The organism is Streptomyces sp. NPDC034043 (assembly GCF_055575675.1).
This window is the reverse complement of record NZ_JBVISF010000022.1, coordinates 1-24,313: the sequence shown is the minus strand read 5'-3', so window position 1 is coordinate 24,313 and position 24,313 is coordinate 1. Positions and strand designations below refer to the sequence as shown.

Below are 24,313 nucleotides of genomic sequence, written 5' to 3'. Positions count from 1 at the left end.
CAGACGGCCCGGCCTCCCGCGGAGGCCGGGCCGTCGCGCGTCCGCCGCCCGTCAGGCCCACGCGCCCCGAACTGCCCCGCCGTCACCTGAAGCGGTGAACTCCGGCCCGTCCGGGCGACGCCGGGGGCGGGGCGGTGCTCATCTCGTGCGGGGGCCGGAGCGCCGGTCCCGCATCCAGTGAGGAAAGGCCGGCCCGCCCGTGACGCAGCCGTTTCAACTGCCGGAGTTCTACGTGCCCTACCCGGCACGCCTGAACCCCCACCTGGAGAGCGCGAGGGCCCACAGCAAACGATGGGCACGGGCCCTCGGAATGCTGGAGGGCTCCGGCGTCTGGGAGGAGTCGGACCTGGACTCGCACGACTACGCGCTGCTCTGCTCGTACACCCACCCCGACTGCGACGCCGACGCCCTGTCCCTGGTCACCGACTGGTACGTGTGGGTGTTCTTCTTCGACGACCACTTCCTGGAGATGTTCAAGCGTTCCCAGGACCGGGCCGGCGCCAAGGCCTACCTCGACCGGCTGGCCGCCTTCATGCCGATGGACCTGGCGGAAGGTTTCCCCGAGGCCACCAACCCCGTCGAGGCGGGGCTCGCCGACCTGTGGGCGCGTACGGTCCCCGCCATGTCGGCCGACTGGCGGGAGCGGTTCTCCCTCTCCACCAAGAACCTGCTCGACGAGTCCATGTGGGAGCTCGCGAACATCGGCATCGGGCGGATCGCGAACCCCCTCGAATACATCGAGATGCGCCGCAAGGTCGGCGGCGCCCCCTGGTCGGCCGGGCTGGTCGAGTACGTGTCGGCCGAAGTCCCCGCGCGGGTGGCGCACTCACGGCCCCTGGGCGTCCTGCGCGACGCCTTCTCCGACGCCGTGCACATCAGGAACGACCTCTTCTCCTACCAGCGCGAGGTCGAGGACGAGGGCGAACTCTCCAACGCGGTCCTGGTGCTGGAGACCTTCCTCGGCTGCACCACCCAGGAGGCCGCCGACCTCTCCAACGACCTGATCACCTCCCGGCTCCAGCAGTTCGAGCAGACCGCGCTCACCGAACTGCCCCGGCTCTTCGCCGATCACGCCCTGACCCCGGCCGAGATCGCGGCCGTACTGGCCTACACCAAGGGCCTCCAGGACTGGCAGTCCGGCGGCCACGAATGGCACATGGCCTCCAGCCGCTACATGAACGAAGGTGCCCGGGCCACCGGCCGGCTGACCCTGCCCTTCCTCCCCGCCGGGCTCGGCACCAGCGCCTTCGACCTGGGCTCGGTCTTCACCCGGCGCTCGATGGAACTGCGCCGCCGGTCCTTCAGCCACGTCCCCTTCGAGAAGACCGGCCCGTCCGTCATCCCGGACATCCACATGCCCTACGCGCTGTCCCTCAGCCCGCACCTGGACGACGCCCGCGAGGGGCTGGTGCGATGGTGCCGGGGGATGGGGCTGCTGGACCCCCAGCCCGGGGACCCGGGCTCGGCGATCTGGGACGAACGCAAGATGCGCGGCTTCGACTTCGCCCTCTGCTCGGCCGGCATCGACCCGGACGCCACCCCGGAGGCACTGCTGCTGAACGCCTCCTGGCTGGCCTGGGGGACGTACGCGGACGACTACTACCCGCTGGTGTTCGGGCAGACGGGGAACCTCGCCGCCGCGAAGGCGGCCACCGCACGGCTGGTCGCGATGATGCCGCTGGACCCCGGCGGGACGGCGCCGGTACCGGTCATCGCGATGGAACGTTCACTCGCCGACCTGTGGCTTCGCACCTGCCGGGGCATGACCCCGGCCGCCCGCGCCGAGTTCCGGGCCACCATGGTGAGCATGCTGGACAGCTGGGTGTGGGAGGTGGAGAACCAGTTCCACCACCGCATCCCGGATCCGGTGGACTACGCCGAGATGCGCCGGCACACCTTCGGCGCCCAGATGACGATGTACATGTGCCGGCTCGGTCAGGACGGCCGGGGCATCCCCGACGAGATCTACCGCTCGGGGACCATCCGGTCGCTGGAGAACGCGGCGGCCGACGCCGGCGCCCTCGTCAACGACGTCTTCTCTTACCAGAAGGAGGTGGAGTTCGAGGGCGAGGTGCACAACCACGTCCTCGTCACCCGGAACTTCTTCGACATCGGGTACCCCGAGGCCCTGCACATCTGCCACTCCCTCATGACGCAGCGCATCGAGGAGTTCCAGCACATCGTCGCGAACCAGCTGCCCGTGCTCTACGACGACTGGCAGCTGGACGCCGACGCCCGCGCCGGGCTCGACGCGTACGTCGGCGAGCTCCAGGACTGGCTCGCCGGGGTCCTGCACTGGCACCGGATGACGAGCCGTTACCGCGAGGAGAACCTGCACCGGCCGGGCGACGCCCTGTCCACCGGCATCCTCTCCGGCGGCTTCGGCATGTCGGCGGCGCGGATCGGCCCGGCCGCCCGATCCTGAAGGCCGCGGGGGCGGTCCGCTCGCCCGCCCCCGCACTCGCCGGCCCACGCACCCGCCGGCCGCCCGCACCCGTCGTTCGCCCGCACCGGCCGTTCGCCGGCCGCCGTCAGAACTCGTCGGACGTGTGCGGCAGTCGCCCGGGGTACAGGGCCGCGTCCAGGGCCGCCGCCGCGCCGGGAGTGTGCTCGGCCACCAGCCCGGCCGCCACCAGCTCTCCGAGGCGGGTCCCGCCCAGGTAGCAGGCGGCCAGCTCCCGTACGTCCAGGGTGAGATCGGGGGCCGCGCGGGCCGTCTCGTACGCCGCCCCGCCCGGCCCGGCCTTGAGCCGGAACCGCCCGGCGTTCGCGGGCAGCCGGGTGTCGGAGACTTCCAGTACGAGTTCCACGGGCGCGGCCCACGACCGCCCGGTCAGCGCCGCCCGTACGTCGACCAGCCGCAGCCACAGCGCCGGGTACTGGGCGGTGACCCGGACCTGGTCCCGGTCGGCGGCGAAGTGCAGCAGCGGGTCGTCGAGGGGGCGGCCCCACGCGGACACCCTGCCGGTCAGGTCGAGGGAGGCCAGGCACTGCCACAGCGCGGCGGCCACCGCCGGGGTGGCGGCCTCGAGTTCGTCGACGCGGACCAGGCCCGGGCTGCGGGCGGGTGCGCCGTCGTCCTCGTGCTTGGTGCGGTAGAGGACGTAGCCCGCCACCGGTTCCCCCGGTTCCCCGACGGCGATGATCCTGGGCGGGCTCAGCTCCTCGTCCTCCTCGTCCTGTTCGCAGAGCCACTCCTCGGCCCAGCGCCGCGCGCTCCGGGTCGGCCGTCCGGCCCGGGTCCGGCGGGCGGCCTCGTGGAACGGCGCGATGACGGTGAGGGCCTCGTCCCGGTCCACCAGCCGCAGCGGGCGCGGATCGGGGTCGATGCGCAGGGCGAGCGGCCGGGTGGAGTCGATCTCGATGGTGAGGCCCTGGGTGGCGGAGCCGTAGCCGAAGCGGCCGTAGATGGCGGCCTCGGAGGCCCACAGGGCGACGAGCGGGCTGCCCTCGGCGGCTGCGCGGCGCAGCTGTTCGTCCATGAGCGCGGTGAGGACGCCCCGGCGGCGGTGGGTGGGGGCGACGGAGACGAAGGTGAGGCCGGGGCAGGCGAGGTCGGTGCCGCCGGGGACGGAGAGGCGGAAGGAGTGGGCCGCCATGAAGCCGACCAGTGCGTCGCCGTCGTAGGCGCCGAGGCGTCGGCAGCGGGTGAGCAGGGAGTGGTGCCGCTCGCGCGCCTCCGGTTCGGGCCGGTCGTGGAAGACCAGGTAGGCGAGCTCCTGGGCGCGGTCGATGTCGGCCTCGGGTACCTCGCGGATGTCCACCATGATCGGGAGACTAATCGGTCATCGCGGACTGCTCGCACCATAATGGCCGGATCTGCCCGTCCGGCCGGTCCCGGTGCCGGGTCCGGCCGGTCCGGGGGCTTGCCGTCAGCGGCTCTCGGGGCCGGTCCAGCCCGCGGGGACGTGGCCGATTCGGATCCGCTGGGGGTGGTCGCCGACGGGGACGGAGACCCGCTTGGCCCCGGTGGCGAAGTCGATGGCGGTGACCTGGTCGGCGCCGCTCTCGGAGATCACGCAGGCGGTGCCGTCGCCGTCGACGGTGGCCCAGTAGGGCTTGGCGGCGGGGACGAGCGGCCCCTCGGCGAGGGTGGCGCGGTCGACGACGGTGGCGTAGTCGTCCATGGTGCCCGCGACGCAGAGCCTGCTGCCGTCGGGGCTCATGGACATGCCGTGGTGGCGGGAGTCGTTGACCCACTTGGTGCGGTCGGTGGTGGTGGCGGGGTTCTCCGGGAGGGTCTTGACGCGGGTGATCCGGTCGGAGGCCACGTCGTACTCGAGGAATCCGTTGAAGAAGGAGACCTGGAAGTAGAGCTTGGACTCGTCGGGGCTTAGGGAGACCGGCCGTACGGCGTCGGAGAGGTCCTTGCGGCCGAAGGCGTCGAGGCGTTCGCGCATGTCGATGACGCGGACGGTGCGGAAGGTCCGGGTGTCGACGACGGTGATCTTCCGGTCGCCCTTGGTCCAGTCCAGCCAGGGTGCGTCGAGGGCGGAGGTGACGTCGCCGATGGCGCTGTTCCAGAGGTAGCGGCCGCCCTCGGTGAAGACGTTCTCGTGGGGCTTGTCGCCGGTGGTGAAGGATCCGGCCTCGCGGCCGGTGGCGACGTCCAGGACGTGGACGGTGTTCGCGGTGGAGGCGGAGACGGCGACGCGGGTCCCGTCGGGCGAGACGGCCATGTGGTCGGAGCGGTACCCGGCCACGGGGAAGCGCCAGTTGATCCGTCCGGAGCGCACGTCGATGGAGACGACGTCGGCGAAGCTGGGACGGGAGACCACGACGGCGGAGCCGTCGGGGGTGGTGTACATGTCGTCCACGAACTGGTCGTGGCCCTCCCCGGCCGTGGCGCGGATCCCGAGGAAGAAGCCGAGCCTTACGGGGTTGAGGTAGATCTCGCGGAGCCGTTCCTCCTTGTCGGGGACGACGTTGATCCGGCCCACGCGGGCGAGGTCGCCGGTGGAGGCGAGGACGTCGGCGGTGCCCTCCCAGTTGTTGCCGACGAAGAGCACCTCGCGCAGGCCCGCGGCCGGGGGCGTCGCGGCCTGGGAGGCGGGGGCGGGGACGGCCGCGAGGCCTGCCATCGCCAGGGCGGCGCCGATCAGGCGCAGGGTGCGTGCAGGGGTACGGCCGGTCCGGGACATCCGCTCAACTCCGATACGAGGAACAGCTGTTACCGGCCGGTAAAATAGGCGGGACGGCACGAAGGCGCAACCCCCGCGGGGCCGCGCCTTCTGTTACGCGGGAGGGCCGCCCCTTCAGGCGACCGAGCCGATCCTGCCGGCCACCGCGTCCGAGCTGTCGTGGTGGATCGGGATGTGCGCGCCGGCGAGGGCCGCGCCGCTGCCGCCGCGGCGGTTCGCGACGATCTCGGCGGCGATGGACAGCGCGGTCTCCTCCGGGGTGCGGGCGCCGAGGTCCAGGCCGATCGGGGAGCGCAGCCGGGCCAGTTCGAGCTCCGTCACGCCGACCTCGCGGAGCCGCTTGTTGCGGTCCTCGTGGGTGCGGCGGGAGCCCATGGCGCCGACGTAGGCGACGGGGAGCCGGAGGGCCAGTTCGAGGAGCGGTACGTCGAACTTGGCGTCGTGGGTGAGGACGCAGAGCACGGTCCGGCCGTCCACCTGGGCGCTCTCCAGGTAGCGGTGCGGCCAGTCGACCACGATCTCGTCGGCCTCGGGGAAACGCTTCTTCGTGGCGAAGACGGGCCGGGCGTCGCACAGCGTCACGTGGTAGCCGAGGAACTTGCCGATCCGCACCAGGGCGGAGGCGAAGTCGATGGCACCGAAGACGATCATCCGCGGGGGCGGGACGCTGGACTCGACGAGGACCTTGAGCGGCTCTCCGCAGAGCCGGCCGTCGGCGCCGATCTCCAGCACGCCGGTCCGGCCGGCGTCCAGCATGGCGCGGGCCTCTTCGGCGATGGTGCGGTCCAGCTCCGGGTGGCCGCCGAAGCCGCCCTCGAAGGAGCCGTCGGGGCCGACCACCAGGGCGCGGCCCGTCAGCTCGGCCGGGCCCTCGGCGATCCGGGCCAGCGCGGACGTCTCGCCCCGGGCCGCGGCGCGCAGCCCGCCGGCCAGCACCCCCCGCAGGGGGGATCCGACCGGGACCGGGGTCACCAGGATGTCGATGACTCCGCCGCAGGTCAGGCCCACGGCGAAGGCATCGTCGTCGCTGTAGCCGAAGCGCTCCGTGACGGTCTCGCCGTCCTCGATCGCCTGCCGGCACAGCTCGTACACCGCACCCTCCACGCATCCGCCGGAAACCGATCCGATGGCCGTGCCCTCGCTGTCGACGGCGAGCGCCGCCCCGGGCTGCCGGGGGGCGCTCCCGCCGACCGCCACCACGGTGGCGACGGCGAAGTCCCGTCCCTGCTCGACCCACCGGTTCAGTTCTTCGGCGATGTCCAGCATGTGCGGCCTCCTCGGAGAGGGTGTCGGATTCCAGTATCGGGCGTGGAGGGTGCGGGCCGCTGGGGGGCGGCCGGAGCCGCCCCGGGTCAGCTGACCCCGAGCCAGCCCTCGATCGGGTGGAGCGCGTAGAAGACCAGGAAGACACCGGTCAGCGCCCACATGAAGCCGCCGATCTCACGGGCCTTGCCCTGAGCGACCTTGATGGCGGTGTAGGAGATGACGCCGGCGGCGACGCCGGCGGTGATCTGGTAGGTGAACGGCATGATCACGACGGTCAGGAAGACCGGGATCGCGGTCGCGCTGTCGGACCAGTCCACGTGGCGGGCGTTCTGCATCATCATCGCGCCGATGACCACCAGGGCGGCGGACGCGACCTCACCGGGGACGATCTGCGTGATCGGGGTGAAGAAGAGGCAGGCGGCGAAGAAGAGACCGGTGATGACGGAGGCGAAACCCGTGCGGGCACCCTCGCCGACGCCGGTCGCGGACTCGACGAACACGGTCTGGCCGGAGCCGCCCGTGACGCCACCGATGGCGCCACCGGCGCCGTCGATGAAGAGCGCCTTGGACAGGCCCGGCATGCGGCCCTTGTCGTCGGCGAGCTTGGCCTCGGTGCCGACGCCGATGATGGTGGCCATCGCGTCGAAGAAGCCGGCGAGCACCAGGGTGAAGACGATCATGCCGATCGTCATGACGCCGACGTCGCCCCAGCCGCCGAACTCGACGTCGCCGAAGAGCGAGAAGTCGGGCATGGAGAGCGCGGAGCCGTTGAGCGCCGGCGGGCCGCTGCGCCAGGCCTTGGCGTCGATGTCCGCCACGGCGTTGAGGACGACCGCCAGGACGGTGCCGCCGATGATGCCGATCAGGATCGCACCGGGGACCCGGCGGGCCTGGAGCATGAAGATGGCCAGCAGGGTGAGGCAGAAGAGCAGGACGGGCCAGCCGGCGAGCTCGCCGGCAGGACCGAGGGTGACGGGACCGCCGACCTGCGAGGCGTGCACGAAGCCCGCCTTCACGAGGCCGATCAGGGCGACGAACATGCCGATGCCCATGGTGATCGCGTGCTTGAGCGCGAGGGGGATGGCGTTCATGATCATCTCGCGGAGGCCGGTGACGACCAGGAGACAGATCACGACGCCGTACATCACGCACATGCCCATGGCCTGCGGCCACGTCATCTGCGGGGCCACCTGCGAGGCCAGGACGCCGGAGACGGACAGGCCGGCGGCCAGCGCCAGCGGGACCTTGCCGACGAAGCCCATGAGCAGGGTGGTCAGCGCCGCGGCGAAGGCGGTGGCCGTGATCAGCGCCTTCTGGCTCATCGTGTCGCCGGCGGCGTCCTTGCCGGAGAGGATCAGCGGGTTGAGCAGGAGGATGTACGCCATGGCCATGAAAGTCGTGATACCGCCACGAATTTCATTGCCGACGCTCGACCCTCTATGGGTGATGTGAAAGTAACGGTCGAGCCAAGAACGCCCCGCGGGGTTCAGAGAGCCGTCGCCGGCCTCTTCCGCGGTGGTCTTGGGCTCCACAGACGACTGGGTCATGGTGCCTAACTCCCAAGGTTCAAAGGGGCACCCGCATAAAGATTGGAGACGCGGGATTTGGGAAACTGCGTTGGCTGCACGACCCGGGGTGACGGCCCGAGGCGACGCGAAATGTGCACTGCGTGTACTGCGGGTAGTGCGGGGTGACCGCTGGTACTACGTGGGGGTTTCGCAGGGGTTCTGCGGGTGACGCTGACCGCGAGCGGTGCGGTACTGGTGCGTGGTGCTCCGGGCGGCGCGGCGTGAAGTGTGACGTTCCCGAACCGCGCCGCCCGGAAATCCGGGGTGTGACGGTCCGGGGGCCTTGGGCCCCCGGACCACGCCGTCCTAGAGGGTGCCGGTGAGGGCTTCCGGACGGATCGGCGTCTTGTTGAGCTCCAGACCCGTCGCCTGCCGGATCGCCGCGAGGACGGCCGGGGTGGACGAGAGGGTCGGGGCCTCGCCGAGACCGCGAAGGCCGTACGGCGCGTTCGGGTCGGCCAGCTCCAGGACGTCGACCGGGATGGTCGGGGTGTCCAGGATGGTCGGGATCAGGTAGTCCGTGAAGGAGGGGTTGCGCACCTTCGCGGTCTTCGGGTCCACGATGATCTCTTCCATGACCGCCACGCCGAGACCCTGGGTGGTACCACCCTGGATCTGGCCGACCACGGACAGCATGTTCAGCGCCTTGCCGACGTCCTGGGCGGTCGCCAGCTCGACGACCTTGACGAGGCCGAGCTCGGTGTCCACCTCGACGACCGCGCGGTGCGCGGCGAAGGTGTACTGGACGTGGCCGTCGCCCTGGCCGGTGACCAGGTCGAACGGGACGGTCGGGCGGTGGCGGAACTCGAGCTCGAGGTCGATCGGGTCCTCGCCCTCCAGGACGTCCGCCAGGTCCGCGAGCACCTCGCCGCCGTCGGTGACGACCTTGCCGCCCTCCAGGAGCAGCTCGGCGGTCGCCCACGCCGGGTGGTAGGAGCCGTTCTTGCGGCGGCCGATCTCGAGCACGGCCTCGCGGACGGCCTCACAGGTGTTCTTCACGGCGCCACCGGTCATGTACGTCTGCCGGGAGGCGGACGTGGAACCGGCGGAGCCGACCTGCGTGTCGGCCGGGTGGATGGTCACCTGCGTGACGCCCAGCTCCGTACGGGCGATCTGCGCGTGGACGGTGACACCGCCCTGGCCGACCTCCGCCATGGCCGTGTGGACCATCGCGACGGGCTCGCCGTTGATGACCTCCAGGCGCACCCGGGCGGTCGAGTAGTCGTCGAAGCCCTCGGAGAAGCCGACGTTCTTGATGCCGACCGCGTAGCCGACGCCACGGACGACGCCCTCGCCGTGCGTGGTGTTGGACAGACCGCCCGGCAGCGCGCGGACGTCCGCGCCCTCGCCGGCGCTCTCCCACTGGCGCTCCGGCGGCAGCGGGCGGGCCTTGACCCGGCGCAGCAGTTCGGCGACCGGGGCCGGGGAGTCCACGACCTGGCCGGTGGGCATGATCGTGCCCTGCTCCATGGCGTTGAGCTGGCGGAACTCGACCGGGTCCATGCCCAGCTTCGCCGCGAGCTTGTCCATCTGGGCCTCGTACGCGAAGCAGGCCTGGACAGCGCCGAAGCCGCGCATCGCGCCGCAGGGCGGGTTGTTCGTGTAGAGCGCGATCGCCTCGATGTCCACGTCGTCGATGACGTACGGGCCCACCGAGAGGGAGGACGCGTTGCCGACGACGGCCGGGGAGGCCGACGCGTAGGCACCGCCGTCGAGGACGATCTTGCACTTCATGTGCGTGATCTTGCCGTCCTTGGTGGCGCCGTGCTCGTAGTACAGCTTCGCCGGGTGGCGGTGCACGTGGCCGAAGAAGGACTCGAAGCGGTTGTAGACCATCTTGACCGGCTTGTTGGTCGCGAGGGCCAGCAGGCAGGCGTGGATCTGCATCGAGATGTCCTCGCGGCCGCCGAAGGCACCGCCGACGCCGGAGAGCGTCATGCGCACCTTCTCCTCGGGCAGGCCGAGGACGGGGGCGATCTGCTTGAGGTCCGAGTGCAGCCACTGGGTGGCGACGTACAGGTCGACGCCGCCGTCCTCGGACGGCACGGCCAGACCGGACTCGGGGCCGAGGAAGGCCTGGTCCTGCATGCCGAAGGTGTACTCGCCCTCGACGATGACGTCGGCGCGCTTGCGGGCCTCCTCCACGTTGCCGCGGATGATCGGCTGGCGGTGCACGATGTTCGGGTGCGGGACGTGACCGGCGTGGTGGTCGTCGCGGCCCTCGTGGATCAGCGGCGCGTCGGCGGCGAGGGCGGAGGCCTCGTCGGTGACGAGCGGCAGCTCACGGTAGTCGATCTTGATCTTGGCCGCGGCGCGGCGGGCGGTCTCCGGGTGGTCGGCGGCCACGAGGGCGACCGGCTCACCGTGGTGACGTACCCGGCCGTTGGCGAGGACCGGGGTGTCCTGGATCTCGAGGCCGTAGTTCTTCATCTCGGCCGGCAGGTCCGCGTACGTGAGCACGGAGTACACGCCGGGGGTGGCGAGCGCCTCGGAGATGTCGATGGACGCGATCTCGGCGTGGGCGACGGTGCTGCGCAGGGTCTGGCCCCACAGCATGTCCTCGTGCCACATGTCCGAGGAGTACGCGAACTCGCCGGTGACCTTGAGCGTGCCGTCGGGGCGCAGCGTGGACTCGCCGATGCCGCCCTTGTTGTGCTTCTGGGTGACGTTCGTCGGCGTACCGGAGGGAGTGGTGCGGGTGTTGGCCATGATCAGACAGCCTCTCCCTGACGGGCGGCCGCGAGGCGGACCGCGTCGAGGATCTTCTCGTAGCCCGTGCAGCGGCAGAGGTTGCCGGACAGGGCCTCACGGATGTCCTGGTCGGACGGGTCGGCGTTGCTCTCCAGGAGGGCGTCGGCCTGGACCAGCAGACCCGGGGTGCAGAAACCGCACTGGACGGCGCCGGCGTCGATGAACGCCTGCTGGATGTTGGAGAGCTCGGCGCCCTCACCGGTCTGGGAGTCGGTGCCCTTGGCGGACCACTGCTTGGCCTCGTCCGTGGAGACGCCCTGGGAGCCGCCGCACGCGCCGGTGCCGCAGGCGTGGCCGTGCGCGTCGCGCTGCTTGGCGAAGTCCGCCAGGCCCTCGACGGTCACGACGTCGCGGCCCTCGACCTGGCCGGCCGCGACCAGGCAGGAACAGACCGGCACTCCGTCGAGACGGACGGTGCAGGAACCGCACTCGCCCTGCTCGCACGCGTTCTTCGAGCCGGGAAGGCCCAGACGCTCGCGCAGCACGTAGAGGAGGGATTCGCCCTCCCACACGTCGTCGGCTTCCTGCGGACGACCGTTGACAGTGAAATTGACGCGCATGGTTACGCAGCCCCTTCAAGCGAGCGGCCGTTGTCGCCGCGGTACTGCTCCCACGTCCAGACGAGCTGACGGCGAGCAAGGATGCCAACCGCGTGACGGCGGTACTTCGCCGTGCCGCGGACGTCGTCGATCGGGTTGCACGCGCCGGAGGCGAGCTCACCGAACTGCTTGGCGATCGACGGGGTGATGACCTTGCCGTTGTCCCAGAAGCCGCCCTCTTCGAGCGCGGCGTTCAGGAACTCCTCCGCGGCCTTGGCCCGGATCGGGGTGGGGGCGGCGGAGGCGATGCCCGTACGTACGGTGCGGGTGTCGGTGTGCAGCGCGAGGCCGAAACCGCAGACGGCGATGACCATCGCGTTGCGGGTGCCGACCTTCGAGTACTGCTGCGGGCCCGTGGCGTTCTTGATGTGGACCGTCTTGATGAGTTCGTCGGCGGCGAGCGCGTTGCGCTTCACACCGGTGTAGAACTCGTCGATCGGGATGAGGCGGGAGCCGCGCACCGACTCGACCTCGACGTGGCAGTCGGCGGCGAGCAGGGCGGGGTGGGAGTCACCGGCGGGCGAGGCGCAACCGAGGTTGCCGCCGACACCGCCGCGGTTGCGGATCTGCGGGGACGCGACCGTGTGCGAGGCGAGCGCGAGACCCGGCAGCGTACCGCGCAGGTTCTCCATGATCTGGGTGTACGGGACGGAGGCGCCGAGCTTGGTGACCTCCTCGCCGACCTCCCACTCCCGCAGCAGCTCGATGCGGTTGAGGTCCAGGAGGTATTCCGGACGGCGGTGATCGAAGTTGATCTCGACCATGATGTCGGTGCCACCCGCAATCGGCACAGCTGTGGGGTACTCGGCCTTCGCGGCGAGTGCCTCCTCCCAGCTGGCGGGGCGAAGGAAGTCCATGTCGGCTCTCTTCTTCTTAATCGGGTCGTTCACTTCAAGCCAGGAGGCCGAAGGGCCCTCGACTGGTCGTTCACGTGCTGTTAACGCGGTGTGGAGCCAGTACACAAGCCCGGCGTCCCTCGGGTGCAGTCACCGAAACCATGAAGGAGTTGGCTGGCGGCCTCCTTCGTCTTGTAGATTCGTATGAAAGGCAGGATGCGACGACCTGCCCGATTTCCAACGGCAACATTCGAGACAGATCGGCGGCGACATCATGCGGCTGCGCGCACTGCTGGAAACCGAGGCGCTGGGGCTGCGGCTGCTGGGCGGCGAGGAAGAACTCGACCGGACGGTCCGCGGGGTCATGACGACCGACCTGAGGGATCCCAGCCGATACCTGTCGGGGGGAGAACTTGTCCTCACGGGGCTGGCATGGCGAAGAAATTCAGCCGACTCCGAGCCATTCGTACGAATCCTCGCGAGCGCGGGAGTGGCGGGCCTCGCGGCCGGCGAAGCGGAACTGGGAGACATCCCCGACGATCTGGTTTCAGCCTGTCGGCGCAACCGGCTCCCGCTCTTCGCGGTGAACGAGGACGTCGCGTTCGCCACCATCACGGAATACGTGGTGCGGCAGGTCTCCGGGGAACGCGCGGGCGACCTGGCGGCGGTCGTGGACCGCCACCGGCGTCTGATGACCTCGGGCCCCGCGGGCGGCGGACCCGATGTGGTGCTGGATCTGCTCACCACGGACCTCGATCTGCGGGCCTGGGTGCTCTCGCCCACCGGACGGCAGATCGCCGGGGCCGGCGAGCCGCTCGCTCCGGGCATCTGCGCGGCGCTGGCCGGCGAGCACCTCGCGGCGGTCCGGACCGGCCGCAGGGGTCCGCACCGGATGTCCATCCAGGGTATTACGTACTCCCTCTTCCCGATCAGGGGACACGGCCGGGGCCCGGCCGCCGCCGCGCGTGACGTGCGCGAGAGCGTGCTGTCCGACTGGCTGCTGGCCGTCGAGGCGGACGCGGGCGACTGGCCTGCCGAGCGCCTGGACCTGCTCCAGGGCGTCACCCAGCTCATCGCGGTGGAGCGGGACCGCCGCGACGCGGCCCGCACGGTGCGCCGCCGCCTGGCGCAGGAGGTGCTGGAGCTGGTCCAGACGGGCGCTCCGCCCGCCGAGATCGCCGCCCGCCTGCGGGTGGCCGCGCCCGTCCTGCTGCCCGGCCTGGGCGGCGCCCCGCACTGGCAGGTCGTGGTGGCGCGGGTGGACTGGGAGGGCGGGGACATCCCCGGCGGCCCGGTGGCCCAGTCGCTGCTGGAGGAGATCCTGGTCGACCCGTCGATGGCCGGACCCGAACCGTCCGACCGGATCGCGGTGGCCCATGCGGGTGACGAGGCCATCGCCCTCGTACCGCTGCCCGCGCTCTCCGGCGACGCCGGCGAGGACAAGGGCCCGGACTCCGCCCTGCACGCCGACGTGCTCCTGGCGGCCGTACGCGCGCCCCTGGCGGCCGGCCTGGCCGACGACGGCCGGCTCACCCTCGGCGTCAGCGCGGCCGTGCACTCCGCCGAGGGGCTGCGCGGGGCGCTGGAGGAGGCCCGGCACGCCCGCCGGGTCGCTGCGGCCCGGCCCGGCCGGGTCTGCGCGGCCGGCCACCACGAGCTGGCCTCGCACGTCCTGCTACTGCCGTTCGTGCCGGACGACGTCCGCCGCGCCTTCACGGCCCGCCTGCTGGACCCGCTGCGCGACTACGACCGCAGGCACCGGGCGGAGCTCATCCCGACCCTGGAGGCGTTCCTGGACTGCGACGGCTCATGGACGCGCTGCGCGACGCGGCTGCACCTGCACGTCAACACGCTGCGCTACCGGGTCGGGCGAATCGAGCAGCTGACGGGGCGGGACCTTTCGCGCCTGGAGGACAAGCTCGATTTCTTCCTCGCGCTGCGCATGAGCTGACCAATTCCCTGATCGCGGGGGGTGGTCCCGGGAGGGGCCGGGCCGGGGCGGCTGACGAGCCGTCCGGACTTTGTGAAAGAGTTCACCCGACCCCTTGGCCGATGCAGCCGATCCGTGCTCTCATTTCGCCCCAGGGCTCAACGACGTGCTGCTTGGTTGCTTCGGGGAGGGCACTGTGGCGGATACCGCCATGTCCGGTGCGGGATCTACGGGGGGCGATGACCCCCTCCAGCGGGCGATATGGCGGCTGCGCTCGCGCGGCTGTTGGACGGACGCGGCGGCCCTGCTGACGCCGCACGCGGACGAGGCGGGGGCGGCGGCGCAGCGCACCGCGCTCCTGGTGGAGCGGTGCCTGTTCACCGGCCAGGGCTGGTCCGACGCGGAGGACGCGCTGCGGGTGGCCGAGGCCGTGGCCCACGACGACGACGAACGGGGCGCGGCGGCCTGCGAGCGGGGCCAGCTGGCGTACGCGGCGACCGTGCTCGGCGTACGGGACCGGGCGGACGAGGCCCGCTCGGCGCTGGGCCGCGCGGCCGCCCTGCTGTCCCCCGGGTCGCGGACGCGCCCGCTGCTGGACTTCCGGCGGGGGCTGGTCGCCGAGCACCTGGCGGACGCCCCGCAGGCGGCCCGGCCGGCGTACCACCGCGCGCACACGGGCGCGTTGGCCCACGGGGACACGCTGCTGCTGTCCTTCACGTGGCGCCACCTCGCCGCGCTGGCGCTGAGGGACGGCGAGGTCGCCGAGGCCCGCAAGGGCTTCTCGGAGTCCCTGCGGATCCGGGAGGACCTGGGGTTCCTGGTCGGCACGGCCCCGGCACTGGCGGCGCTGGCCGAGGTGGAACCGGAGCCCGAGGCCGCCCGGCTGCGCGCGGAGGCCCGGCGCCTGTTCCACCTGCTGGGCGGCATCCCCACATGGCTGGCGGACCAGCTGGCCCCGGCGGCATAGGGCGGCGCAGGGGGCGCCGCGCGAGCGTGGGCCGGCGTCCCGGCGGCGTCGCGCGCCTCAGGCGGCCGCCGGCATCCCGAGCGAGCGTCGCGCCCTCAGGCGGGTGTCCGGGCATCCCAGCCGGGCGTCGCGCCGTCAGGCGGGCGTCGGGCATCCCAGGCGGGCGCGCGCCCTCAGGCGGCCGTCGGGCATCCCCCGGGCGTCGCGGCTCTCGGGCGGGCGTCGGCATCCCAGCCGGGCGCGGCCGCTCCAGCCGGCGTCGAGTCCCAGGCCTGCGCCGGCGGTCTCATGCCCGCGTCGGGGGGTCCAAGGCCGACGTCGGCGGCCCCATGCCCGCGTCGAGTCTCAGCCCTGCGTCGGCGGCCCCATGCCCACGTCGGGGGTCCAAGGCCGACGTCGGGGGTCCAAGGCCGACGTCGGGAGGCGGGCCGGCGTTCGGCGGTCTCAGGCCGGCGAGCCCGCGAAGTGCTCGCGTACGAGCGACTCCACCACCAGCAGGTCCTGCGCGATCAGGGCCTCCAGCAGGGCCGAGTGCTCGGCCGCGTCAGCCACCAGGTCGGCACGGCGCACGCGTGGGGCGCCGGGCAGGGGCCACTGGGCGCGCCGGTGCAGTTCCTCCGCGATCTGCGCCAGCTGGCCGTTGCCCGACAGGGAGAGCACGGCCCGGTGGAAGGCCCGGTCGGCGTCCGCGTACCTGGGCAGGTCCCCCTCGGCGGCCGCCTCGGCGGTGGCGAGGGCGGCCGGACGCAGGGACTCCCAGGTCGCGGCGGGTACCGAGCGGGCCAGCCGGAGCATCACGGGCACTTCGATCAGGGCCCGGACCTCGGACAGTTCCGCCTGGGTGCGCGGCGTGCGGCTCAGCACCCGGAAGCCCCGGTTGGGCAGGCATTCCACCGCCCCCTCCAGCGCCAGCTGCTGCATCGCCTCGCGGACGGGGGTCGCGGAGACCCCGAACCGCTCGCCGAGCGCGGGGCCCGAGTAGATCTCCCCCGGCGCCAGCTCCCCGTCCACGAGGGCGGCGCGCAGCGCTTCGAGGACCTGTCCGCGCACCGAATGGCGCAGCACCTTCTGCGGCGGGATCAGGGGCTTGCCGGGCGGCGCCTGCGCCGCCGGTCCTTCCGGCTCTTCCGACACCAGGGCGTGGGCCGCTTCGTGCACTCGGTCCTCCTCCGGGTCTCGACCGGTTCCGAGGATAGGTGACGGGCCCGCGGGCGTCGCGGACGCGAGCTGCGGGGAGGAACCGGGCGGTCCCGGCCTCCCCACACCACCGAAGATCCGATAAGGTAAGGCTTACCTTCTCTCTTACGACGTGCGATTCGGTGGTCCGCCATGCCCGGCTCGGCTGTTCCCGCCCCGCTCCCGTCCGCATCCACCCCGGCCGGCTCTCCGGTGGCGCGTGCGTACGAGCGCCTGGCGGTCGTCCATCCGGGCCTGCGGGCCGAGGAGCGCGGCGCACACGAACCCCTCCCTCGCGGTGCGGGCTGGGTCGGCGCGCACGAGCTCGCGGCGGGCGGCGAGGCCCTGGACGCCCACCTCGCCTGGGACGAGGCCCAGGTCCTGCGGGACTACGGGCGCCGGGGCCGGCCCGACGTGGTGGCCGGGTTCGGCCTCCACCGGTACGCCTGGCCGGCCTGCCTGCTGATCACCGTTCCGTGGTTCCTGGAGCGCCGGGTGCCCCGGCTGCCCGTGGACCGGGTGGCCTTCCACCGGACCCAGGGGCGGATGTCCGTACGGGTGGAGGAGTTCGCCTGCCTGCCGGACGACCCGGCGGCCTCCCTCCCCGGGGCACGGGTCGTGCCCGGCGAGGAGGCCCTGCGCGAGGAGGTGCGGGCAGCGGTGGCCCAGCACCTCGGACCGCTGCTGGAAGGTTTCGGCCCGCGGATGCGCCGCGGCCGCCGCGCGCTGTGGGCGATGGCCGCCGACGAGGTGGTCGAGGGGCTCTGGTACGTCGGGAGCCTGCTCGGCGAGGAGCGGCGGGCCGTGCGCGAGCTGGAACTGCTGCTGCCGGGCGCGCTCGCCCCGTACACGGCCGGCGCCGGCTTCCGGGCCCTCGCCGGTGCCGAGGGGGCGGAGATCACCACCCGGGACCGGGCGAGCTGCTGCTTCTTCTACACGATCCGCCCGGAGGACACCTGCACGACCTGCCCGCGCACCTGCGACGCGGACCGCGTCACCCGGCTCACGGCGGCCACCGGCTGAACCCACTCGTACGGATGAAGTGGATTCGAACTCAACCCATCCCGCACGAGCGCCAGTTCGACCCACAACACCCTATCCGACGGGACCCGCCCCCCGATGGCGTCCACTTGCCCCGAAACCCACGTGCACCACTGACCGGCTGCGCCACTATGGCGCCCGGAAAGCCGCATACGCGAGGCAAGGGACATCCGCATGAGACTGACCGACATATCGCTGGACTGGCTGCTGCCCGGCAGCCTGTTGATCCTGGGCGTGCTTGCGGCAGTGGCGGTGCTGGCCCGGGGCAAGCGTGAGGGCGAGAAGGCGGCGGCCGAGGACAGCTGGGAACGCAGCGAGGAACGCCGCCGCCGCAAGGAGGCCGTCTACGGGACCGCCTCCTACGTCCTGCTCTTCTGCTGCGCGGCGGTGGCCGCCGCGCTCTCCTTCCACGGGCTGGTCGGCTTCGGCCGGCAGAACCTGAACCTCACCGGAGGCTGGGAGTACCTGGTCCCCTTCGGTCTCGACGGCGCCGCCATGTTCTGCTCGGTGCTCGCCGTCCGCGAGGCCAGCCACGGCGACGCCGCCCTCGGCTCCCGAATGCTGGTCTGGCTGTTCGCCGGGGCGGCGGCCTGGTTCAACTGGGTGCACGCACCTAGGGGTTCGGGCCACGACGGTGCCCCGCAGTTCTTCGCCGGGATGTCGCTCTCGGCGGCGGTGCTCTTCGACCGGGCCCTCAAGCAGACCCGCCGCGCGGCGCTGCGCGAGCAGGGCCTGATCCCCCGCCCGCTGCCGCAGATCCGCATGGTCCGCTGGCTGCGGGCGCCCCGGGAAACCTTCGGCGCCTGGTCGCTCATGCTGCTGGAGGGGGTACGCACCCTCGACGAGGCGGTGGACGAGGTGCGCGAGGACAAGAAGGAGCGCGAACAGGACCGGCACCGCAGGCGGGAACAGCACCGCCTGGACCGCGCCCACATCAAGGCGCTGGGCCGGCAGAACAGGGCCTTCGGGCGGACCCGGGGACGTCAGGTCGACCTGCCGGGGCTCGCTCCCGGGTCGGGCTCCGCGCCGGTCGGCGCGGAGCCCGCCATATCGGAAGCGGGACAGCTGCCCCTGCGCCGAAGGCCCTCACTGCAGGCCGTGAACGGAACCGAACCCCTTGATCCGCCCGGCCCCCGGACGGTGGACCTCACCGCCGAGGACGACACCCAGACGATCCCCCGGCTCGACTCCCTGGAGCGCAAACTGAAGGACCTGGAGCAGCAGTTCGGCTGACCGGACCGCGTGCACGGAGGCGGGGTGCCCCCGGGGTGCCCCGCTTCCGCACGCTCAGGCCCGGCCCGTGCCCGTCACCCCCAGATCGAACCAGACCACCTTGCCGCGCCCCGGCCCGAGCGGGTCCACGCCCCAGTCGTCGGCCAGTGCCTGCATCAGGACCAGTCCGCGGCCGTGCGTACCGTCGTCGGCGGACGGTACGTACGGCCGGGGCAGGAGTGCGGCGTGGTCGCGGACCTCGACCCGGAGGCGGCCGCCCCTGAGGCTCACGGACACCTCGGCGCCCTGTTCGGTGTGCACGAGGGCGTTGGTGACGACCTCGGTGATCAGCAGTTCGGCCACGTCGGCCGTCTCGCCGCGGCAGCGGTGCCGCAGCAGCTCCCGCAGAGCCCGGCGCACCTCGCCCACGGCCTTCAGGTCGGCCCGGCGCACGCTGCGCGTCATCTCGGCGCGGTCCTGCCCGGCGCCCGTCGACGGCTCCCGCGCCAAGGGCCCTTCGGTCCTCCACGTCTTCCCGGTCTTCGCCCCCACCCGCACGGCGACATACCTCCCCGTATAGCGCTGCCCGTGGTCTCGAACAGGTCTACGGAATGCATGCCCCTGGCGACGGTCCGCACTCCTTCGGGCTCAAGGCCTGGGCACGTTGCGGAGGTTGGAACGAGCCATGTGGACCATCCGGCCGACCCCGCCGTCCAGCACGATCTTGCTTGCGGACAGTGCGAATCCGGTCACCATCCCTGCGCTGATCTTCGGCGGGATCGACAGGGCGTCGGGGTCGGTCACCACGTCCACCAGCGCGGGCCCCTTGTGCCGGAACGCGTCCTTCAAAGCGCCCGTGAGCTGCTTGGGCTTCTCCACCCTCACCGCGTAGGCGCCCGCCGCGCGGGCGATCGCGGCGAAGTCCGGATTGTGGTTCGTCGTTCCGTACGAGGGAAGGCCGGAAACCATCATTTCCAACTCGACCATGCCGAGCGATGAGTTGTTGAAGAGAACCACTTTGACGGGCAGGTCGTACTGCACCAGGGTGAGGAAATCTCCCATCAGCATCGAGAAACCACCGTCACCCGACATCGACACCACTTGACGGCGGCGGTCCGTGAACTGTGCGCCGATGGCCTGCGGGAGGGCGTTGGCCATGGAGCCGTGGCTGAAGGAGCCGATGATGCGCCGCTTGCCGTTCGGGGAAAGATAGCGCGCCGCCCAGACGTTGCACATGCCCGTGTCCACGGTGAACACCGCGTCTTCGTCCGCCAGTTCGTCGAGTACGGAGGCCACGTACTCGGGGTGGATCGGCGTGTGCTTCTCCACCTTGCGCGTGTACGCCTTCACCACCCCCTCCAGCGCGTCCGCGTGCTTCTTCAGCATCCGGTCCAGGAAGCGGCGGTCCTCCTTGGGCCGCACCCTCGTGTTCAGCGCGCGCAGGGTCTCCCGCACGTCCCCCCAGACGGCGAGGTCCAACTGGGAGCGGCGTCCCAGGCGTTCGGGCCGGATGTCCACCTGGACGATCTTCACGTCGTCGGGCAGGAAGGCGTTGTACGGGAAGTCGGTGCCGAGCAGGACCAGCAGGTCGCACTCGTGCGTGGCCTCGTAGGCGGCGCCGTAGCCCAGCAGACCGCTCATACCGACGTCGTACGGATTGTCGTACTGGATCCATTCCTTGCCGCGCAGGGCGTGGCCGACGGGGGCCTTGACCCGGCCGGCGAACTCCATGACCTCGGCGTGCGCGCCCGCGGTACCGCTGCCGCAGAAGAGCGTCACCCTGCCGGCCTCGTCGACCAGCCGCACCAGCTTCTCGATCTCCTCGTCGCCGGGCCGTACGGTCGGCCGGGCCGTCACCAGGGCGTGTTCCACCGCCTTCTCCGGAGCCGGCTGCGCGGCGATGTCCCCGGGCAGCGCGACGACGCTGACACCGCCGCGGCCGATGGCGTGCTGGACGGCGGTCTGGAGCAGCCGGGGCATCTGCGCCGGGTTGGAGATCAGCTCGCTGTAGTGGCTGCACTCGCGGAACAGCTGGTCGGGGTGGGTCTCCTGGAAGTAGCCGAGCCCGATCTCACCGGAGGGGATGTGCGAGGCGAGCGCGAGGACGGGGGCCATGGAGCGGTGGGCGTCGTACAGGCCGTTGATCAGGTGGAGGTTGCCGGGCCCGCAGGAGCCCGCGCAGGCGGCGAGCCGGCCGGTGATCTGGGCCTCGGCGCCCGCCGCGAACGCGGCCGTCTCCTCGTGGCGGACCTGGATCCACTCGATGCCACCCGTCCGGCGGATCGCGTCGACGACGGGGTTCAGGCTGTCGCCGACGACTCCGTACATCCGGCGCACGCCCGCGCGCACGAGGATGTCCACGAACTGCTCCGCCACGTTCTGCTTGGCCATGGAAGGCGCCCTTTCCGGTTCCTCGCGAGCCGTGTGCGCCTTCCATCCACGCACGTCCCGCCCGGCTACGCCTCCCAGAGCGCGACGGCCGTCCGGTCGTCGGCGTAGCCCTTGAGGCGGAGCTGGGCGTCCGCGAGGAAGGCCGCCAGGCCCGGCGGCTCCCCCTGCGACCAGCGGGCGGCGAGCTCGGCCGGGAGCAGGCTCTCCTCCCGCATCGGCTCCGCTAGGCCGCCGGAGCAGAGCAGCAGGGTGTCACCCGGGCGGGCCACGGACGCCCGGAACCGGAAGGCGCCGCCCGGCGCCCCGGTGGCCGGATCGGCGGCCTCCAGGTCCTGCCAGCGGCCGGCGCGCAGCCGGAAGGCCCCGCCCGCACCGGCACCGAAGGAGACCCGGTGGGGGCAGTGCGGGTCCAGGGGCAGCAGGAGCCCACGCAGCCCGGCGGTGTACGCCTCCTCCGCGAGCCCGAGTTCGGCGGCGCGGGCCCGCAGCCGCCCGTAACCCCGGTCGGTGAGGCGCTGGAGCCCCGACAGCAGGGCCTCGCGCCGGCCCGCCCGGATGTCCTCGGCCAGCCGCTCCCGGCTGCGCCCGACGGCCGCCGCGACGAGATGGCCCAGCTCGGCGGCGGCCTCGCGGGCGCCGGGCGCGGCCCGGTCCCCGCCCGCCAGGACCACCAGCACGAGCGCTTCGTCGCCGCTGCCGAAGCGTGCGGTGAGCAGGAAGTCCCGTCGGGCCTCGCCCCGGTAGCGGGCGGAGTCCCCGCGCAGCGAGGCGGCCCGCAGGGTGTACGTGCCGTAGCGGGCGCCCTCCAGGACGGTGTCCGGGGTCAGGAAGTCGAGCGCGGCGGGGTCGGCCGCGGGCAGTGCCCCCGGCTCGGCGGCGTAGGTGGGGGCGCGGTCCCCGAGGTGGCGCACCGCGGGCCGCTCGGACTCGGGCCCCCGTTCGGGTGGCGGGGCGCAGCCCGGGCCGGGCGCCGGCGGCACGGCCACGTCCCCCCGCGCGTACCCGGTCTCGCCCGCCACCCGCCGATCGGCCGCAAAAGGCGCCGTGCGCTGCGGGGGCAGGGGCGGGGCCGGGGGCGGCTCGGCGATGCGGTAGCCGGGCGGCGGCGCGGCCGGCGGCGGTACGGACGGCAGCCCCTGGGGGGCCGCAACCGCCGGCGACGGGGCGGGCGCCGCCTCGGCCGCCGGCGGCGGCTGCGCCTGCCCGGCGCCGACGGACACATCGGGCGGCTCCCGCCGGGGACCCGGCAGCGGGGGCTCGGCCGGCTCCGGGCCGGCCACCAGGACCGACGCCGAGCGGAAGCGCTGGTCCAGGGTGTCCCCCGGGTCGGGGGCGGGACCCGCCTCGGGGTCCTCGTACAGCTTCTGCCACCAGTCCTCGGCGCCCTGCTGACTCATGCCCCCATTCTCGGCCCGACCGGGCGGCGGAAAACCCCGAATGCACGAAAAGGACCCCCTGGGCCACCACCCGGTGAACCCCTCCCGTCCCACCCCGCCACCGGACGCATCGCCCTCACCGGGCGAAACCACCTCATCCACCCCGCAAAGGGAGCCGCGGGGGAGCCGCCGTGACGGCGGAGCCGGGGATGCGGCGAAGATGGCAGCGGCGGGTTCGCGCCGTGGCCGCTCCCCGCCGGGAACGGCTTCTGGGGAGTGGGGTGGACGGGTTGCTGGGAGCGATAGGCCTGGACGAGGGCCAGGAGTCGGCGTACCGCGCGCTGGTGGCACTGGGGGCGGCGGAGGTGCCCGACCTGGCACACCGGTTGACGCTGCCCGTGCCGCAGACCGAGCGGGCACTGCGGCACCTGGAACGCCACGGCCTCGCGGCCCGGTCCTCGGCACGCCCGGGCCGCTGGGTGGCGGCGCCGCCGGACGTCGCCCTCGGAGCCCTGCTGACGCAGCAGCGGCAGGAACTGGAGCAGGCCGAGACGGCCGCGGCACTGCTCGCGCGCCAGTACAGGGCGGAAGCGGCCGAACCCTCCGTGCACGACCTGGTGGAGGTGGTGACGGGCGCGAGCGCCGTGGCCCACCGCTTCCACCAGCTCCGGCTGGGCGCGACGGAAGAGGTCTGCGCGCTGGTCAGCGGCCGGCACGGGGCGGTGACCGGGCTGGACCACGAAGCCGCCGTACGGGGCGTCGAGTACCGGGTGGTCATCGAGCGCGAGGTGCTCACTCTGCCCACCGGGATGCGGGAGGCCTCCAGCGCGCTGGCCCGCGGCGAACGGATCCGGGTGACGGGCGCGGTCCCCACGAAGCTGGTGATCGCGGACGGCGCCCTCGCCATGGTCCCGCTGACGGCCCGCGGGGCGGAGCCGACGGCCCTGGTGGTGCACGCGTCGGGCCTGCTCGAATCGCTGCGCGGCCTCTTCGAGGCGGTGTGGCGGGAGTCCCTCCCCCTGAGGCTGGGCGTCACGGGCCACCCCGAGGAGAGCGACGGCGGCCCCGACACCACCGACCTGGAGATCCTCTCCCTGCTGCTGGCCGGGATGACGGACGCGAGCGTGGCCAAACACCTGGACCTGGGCCTGAGGACGGTCCAGCGGCGCGTGAAGGGGCTGATGGAGCTGACGGGCGTGACGACCCGGCTCCAGCTCGGCTGGCACGCGTACGAACGGGGCTGGGTGGCCCGATAGCCGGGGGTCGGTCACGCTGAGCCCATGGATCTGCCTCAGCTGCTCCTGGTGGGGCTGGTGCTGCTGCTCGGGGTGCTGGGGGTTCTGGTCCCGGGAGTGCCGGGGACGTGGCTGGTCTGGGCGGGGCTGCTGTGGTGGTCCCTGCACGAGCGGTCCGCCGCCGCATGGGCGGTCCTGGTCGCCTCGACGGCCCTGCTCCTGGTCGTGCAGGTGGTGAAGTGGCAGCTGCCGCCGCGACGGCTGCGGGGTGCCGGGGTCACCCGCCGCATGGCGGCGTACGCGGGCGCGGGCGCGGTGGCCGGCTTCGTCCTACTGCCGGTGCTCGGTGCGGTCCCGGGCTTCATGGGCGGCATCTACCTCTCCGAACGCCGCCGGCTGGGCACGCACGGCGAGGCGTGGGCGTCGGTCCGGGCGGTGATGCGGGCGGTGGGGACGAGCGTGCTGGTGGAGCTTTTCGCGTGCCTCCTGGTTACGGCGGCGTGGCTGGGAACGGTACTGGCCGTGTAGCCGGGCCACCACTGCGCGGGCCGAAGTCCCCTAACCCACCCTTCGCCCGTTCCCCGGAGCTCCGCCCCGGCCCCGCGCCTCAAACGCCGGCGAGGCTGGGTGCCTGCGCAGCCCGTCCATGTGCGGACCGTTTCCCGGGGGCCAGCCCCCAGACCCCCGCGCCTCAAACGCCGGCGAGGCTGACGAGGCTGGAGTTGCCACCAGCACGCCTGCGAGGCCAAAGCGGCGGGACGGCCAAACGGCTACGCGAGGGGGCGGGGACGGGGTGGGGTGTCGTCCGGGGCTAAAACGAGATG

General features: G+C 72.7%; 18 protein-coding genes. 7 read left to right on the top strand and 11 right to left on the bottom strand.

The window, feature by feature from the left end; translation table 11 throughout:
- Positions 1-199 precede the first annotated feature (199 nt).
- Positions 200-2,425: a terpene synthase family protein gene (locus ACZ51S_RS32075; RefSeq protein WP_468804078.1), complete on the top strand. Its 2,226-nt coding sequence runs from the start codon at positions 200-202 to the stop codon at positions 2,423-2,425.
- Between the two features lie 106 nt (positions 2,426-2,531).
- Here the strand turns inward: ACZ51S_RS32075 and ACZ51S_RS32070 are convergent, their stop codons facing one another.
- From ACZ51S_RS32070 to ACZ51S_RS32040, 7 genes are all read right to left on the bottom strand, one after another.
- Positions 2,532-3,767, bottom strand: coding sequence for a GNAT family N-acetyltransferase (locus ACZ51S_RS32070; protein ID WP_468478668.1), 1,236 nt, complete (start codon positions 3,765-3,767; stop codon positions 2,532-2,534).
- 105 nt (positions 3,768-3,872) lie between these two features.
- Positions 3,873-5,141, bottom strand: coding sequence for a YncE family protein (locus ACZ51S_RS32065; protein WP_468478667.1), 1,269 nt, complete (start codon positions 5,139-5,141; stop codon positions 3,873-3,875).
- Between the two features lie 114 nt (positions 5,142-5,255).
- Positions 5,256-6,407, bottom strand: coding sequence for an XdhC family protein (locus ACZ51S_RS32060; RefSeq protein WP_468478666.1), 1,152 nt, complete (start codon positions 6,405-6,407; stop codon positions 5,256-5,258).
- Between the two features lie 86 nt (positions 6,408-6,493).
- Positions 6,494-7,954 (bottom strand): NCS2 family permease, encoded by a 1,461-nt coding sequence (locus ACZ51S_RS32055; protein WP_468804081.1) that lies wholly within the window; start codon positions 7,952-7,954, stop codon positions 6,494-6,496.
- Between the two features lie 327 nt (positions 7,955-8,281).
- Complete coding sequence (locus ACZ51S_RS32050) at positions 8,282-10,684, bottom strand: xanthine dehydrogenase family protein molybdopterin-binding subunit (RefSeq protein ID WP_467891933.1); 2,403 nt, start codon at positions 10,682-10,684, stop codon at positions 8,282-8,284.
- A gap of 2 nt (positions 10,685-10,686) precedes the next feature.
- Positions 10,687-11,286: a (2Fe-2S)-binding protein gene (locus ACZ51S_RS32045; RefSeq protein ID WP_388945384.1), complete on the bottom strand. Its 600-nt coding sequence runs from the start codon at positions 11,284-11,286 to the stop codon at positions 10,687-10,689.
- A 2-nt stretch (positions 11,287-11,288) separates the two neighbouring features.
- Positions 11,289-12,182 carry an FAD binding domain-containing protein gene (locus ACZ51S_RS32040; RefSeq protein WP_467891937.1) on the bottom strand — a complete coding sequence of 298 codons (894 nt, stop codon included), beginning with the start codon at positions 12,180-12,182 and terminating at the stop codon, positions 11,289-11,291.
- Between the two features lie 253 nt (positions 12,183-12,435).
- Between ACZ51S_RS32040 and ACZ51S_RS32035 the strand changes: the two genes are divergently transcribed.
- Together ACZ51S_RS32035 and ACZ51S_RS32030 are read left to right on the top strand one after the other, a co-directional pair.
- Positions 12,436-14,112 (top strand): PucR family transcriptional regulator, encoded by a 1,677-nt coding sequence (locus tag ACZ51S_RS32035; protein ID WP_388945378.1) that lies wholly within the window; start codon positions 12,436-12,438, stop codon positions 14,110-14,112.
- A 190-nt stretch (positions 14,113-14,302) separates the two neighbouring features.
- Positions 14,303-15,058 carry a hypothetical protein gene (locus ACZ51S_RS32030; RefSeq protein WP_468804095.1) on the top strand — a complete coding sequence of 252 codons (756 nt, stop codon included), beginning with the start codon at positions 14,303-14,305 and terminating at the stop codon, positions 15,056-15,058.
- Positions 15,059-15,502: 444 nt separating this feature from the next.
- Here the strand turns inward: ACZ51S_RS32030 and ACZ51S_RS32025 are convergent, their stop codons facing one another.
- Entirely contained in the window at positions 15,503-16,141 is a 639-nt protein-coding gene (locus ACZ51S_RS32025) for a GntR family transcriptional regulator (RefSeq protein WP_388945457.1), read from the bottom strand.
- A 246-nt stretch (positions 16,142-16,387) separates the two neighbouring features.
- Here ACZ51S_RS32025 and ACZ51S_RS32020 point away from each other — a divergent pair, with 246 nt between their 5' ends.
- Positions 16,388-17,257 carry a (2Fe-2S)-binding protein gene (locus ACZ51S_RS32020; RefSeq protein WP_468804084.1) on the top strand — a complete coding sequence of 290 codons (870 nt, stop codon included), beginning with the start codon at positions 16,388-16,390 and terminating at the stop codon, positions 17,255-17,257.
- A gap of 192 nt (positions 17,258-17,449) precedes the next feature.
- A complete protein-coding gene (locus ACZ51S_RS32015; protein WP_468478663.1) occupies positions 17,450-18,508 on the top strand; it encodes a DUF2637 domain-containing protein in 1,059 nt (352 codons plus the stop codon).
- Between the two features lie 54 nt (positions 18,509-18,562).
- On the opposite strand, the gene ACZ51S_RS32010 is transcribed toward ACZ51S_RS32015, so the two are convergent.
- The 3 genes from ACZ51S_RS32010 to ACZ51S_RS32000 form a co-directional block, all read right to left on the bottom strand.
- Positions 18,563-18,952 (bottom strand): ATP-binding protein, encoded by a 390-nt coding sequence (locus tag ACZ51S_RS32010; protein ID WP_468478662.1) that lies wholly within the window; start codon positions 18,950-18,952, stop codon positions 18,563-18,565.
- 183 nt (positions 18,953-19,135) lie between these two features.
- Positions 19,136-20,878, bottom strand: coding sequence for a pyruvate dehydrogenase (locus ACZ51S_RS32005; RefSeq protein ID WP_468478661.1), 1,743 nt, complete (start codon positions 20,876-20,878; stop codon positions 19,136-19,138).
- Positions 20,879-20,943: 65 nt separating this feature from the next.
- Positions 20,944-22,275: a protein phosphatase 2C domain-containing protein gene (locus ACZ51S_RS32000; RefSeq protein ID WP_468478660.1), complete on the bottom strand. Its 1,332-nt coding sequence runs from the start codon at positions 22,273-22,275 to the stop codon at positions 20,944-20,946.
- Between the two features lie 269 nt (positions 22,276-22,544).
- Here ACZ51S_RS32000 and ACZ51S_RS31995 point away from each other — a divergent pair, with 269 nt between their 5' ends.
- Both ACZ51S_RS31995 and ACZ51S_RS31990 read left to right on the top strand, forming a co-directional pair.
- Complete coding sequence (locus ACZ51S_RS31995) at positions 22,545-23,510, top strand: helix-turn-helix domain-containing protein (RefSeq protein ID WP_468962785.1); 966 nt, start codon at positions 22,545-22,547, stop codon at positions 23,508-23,510.
- A gap of 24 nt (positions 23,511-23,534) precedes the next feature.
- Positions 23,535-24,017, top strand: a complete 483-nt coding sequence (locus tag ACZ51S_RS31990; RefSeq protein ID WP_468478659.1) for a DUF456 domain-containing protein — start codon at positions 23,535-23,537, stop codon at positions 24,015-24,017.
- The last annotated feature ends 296 nt before the right edge of the window (positions 24,018-24,313 follow it).

What these genes read in the sequence shown, in the direction of transcription:
- ACZ51S_RS32040 (WP_467891937.1), bottom strand. Translation starts at nt 12,182, where the DNA reads ATGGACTTCCTTCGCCCCGCCAGCTGGGAGGAGGCACTCGCCGCGAAG.
- ACZ51S_RS32055 (WP_468804081.1), bottom strand. Translation starts at nt 7,954, where the DNA reads ATGACCCAGTCGTCTGTGGAGCCCAAGACCACCGCGGAAGAGGCCGGC.
- ACZ51S_RS32005 (WP_468478661.1), bottom strand. Translation starts at nt 20,878, where the DNA reads ATGGCCAAGCAGAACGTGGCGGAGCAGTTCGTGGACATCCTCGTGCGC.
- ACZ51S_RS32000 (WP_468478660.1), bottom strand. Translation starts at nt 22,275, where the DNA reads ATGAGTCAGCAGGGCGCCGAGGACTGGTGGCAGAAGCTGTACGAGGAC.
- ACZ51S_RS32065 (WP_468478667.1), bottom strand. Translation starts at nt 5,141, where the DNA reads ATGTCCCGGACCGGCCGTACCCCTGCACGCACCCTGCGCCTGATCGGC.
- ACZ51S_RS32030 (WP_468804095.1), top strand. Translation starts at nt 14,303, where the DNA reads ATGTCCGGTGCGGGATCTACGGGGGGCGATGACCCCCTCCAGCGGGCG.
- ACZ51S_RS32010 (WP_468478662.1), bottom strand. Translation starts at nt 18,952, where the DNA reads ATGACGCGCAGCGTGCGCCGGGCCGACCTGAAGGCCGTGGGCGAGGTG.
- ACZ51S_RS32070 (WP_468478668.1), bottom strand. Translation starts at nt 3,767, where the DNA reads ATGGTGGACATCCGCGAGGTACCCGAGGCCGACATCGACCGCGCCCAG.
- ACZ51S_RS32020 (WP_468804084.1), top strand. Translation starts at nt 16,388, where the DNA reads ATGCCCGGCTCGGCTGTTCCCGCCCCGCTCCCGTCCGCATCCACCCCG.
- ACZ51S_RS32050 (WP_467891933.1), bottom strand. Translation starts at nt 10,684, where the DNA reads ATGGCCAACACCCGCACCACTCCCTCCGGTACGCCGACGAACGTCACC.
- ACZ51S_RS32015 (WP_468478663.1), top strand. Translation starts at nt 17,450, where the DNA reads ATGAGACTGACCGACATATCGCTGGACTGGCTGCTGCCCGGCAGCCTG.
- ACZ51S_RS31990 (WP_468478659.1), top strand. Translation starts at nt 23,535, where the DNA reads ATGGATCTGCCTCAGCTGCTCCTGGTGGGGCTGGTGCTGCTGCTCGGG.
- ACZ51S_RS32045 (WP_388945384.1), bottom strand. Translation starts at nt 11,286, where the DNA reads ATGCGCGTCAATTTCACTGTCAACGGTCGTCCGCAGGAAGCCGACGAC.
- ACZ51S_RS32060 (WP_468478666.1), bottom strand. Translation starts at nt 6,407, where the DNA reads ATGCTGGACATCGCCGAAGAACTGAACCGGTGGGTCGAGCAGGGACGG.
- ACZ51S_RS32035 (WP_388945378.1), top strand. Translation starts at nt 12,436, where the DNA reads ATGCGGCTGCGCGCACTGCTGGAAACCGAGGCGCTGGGGCTGCGGCTG.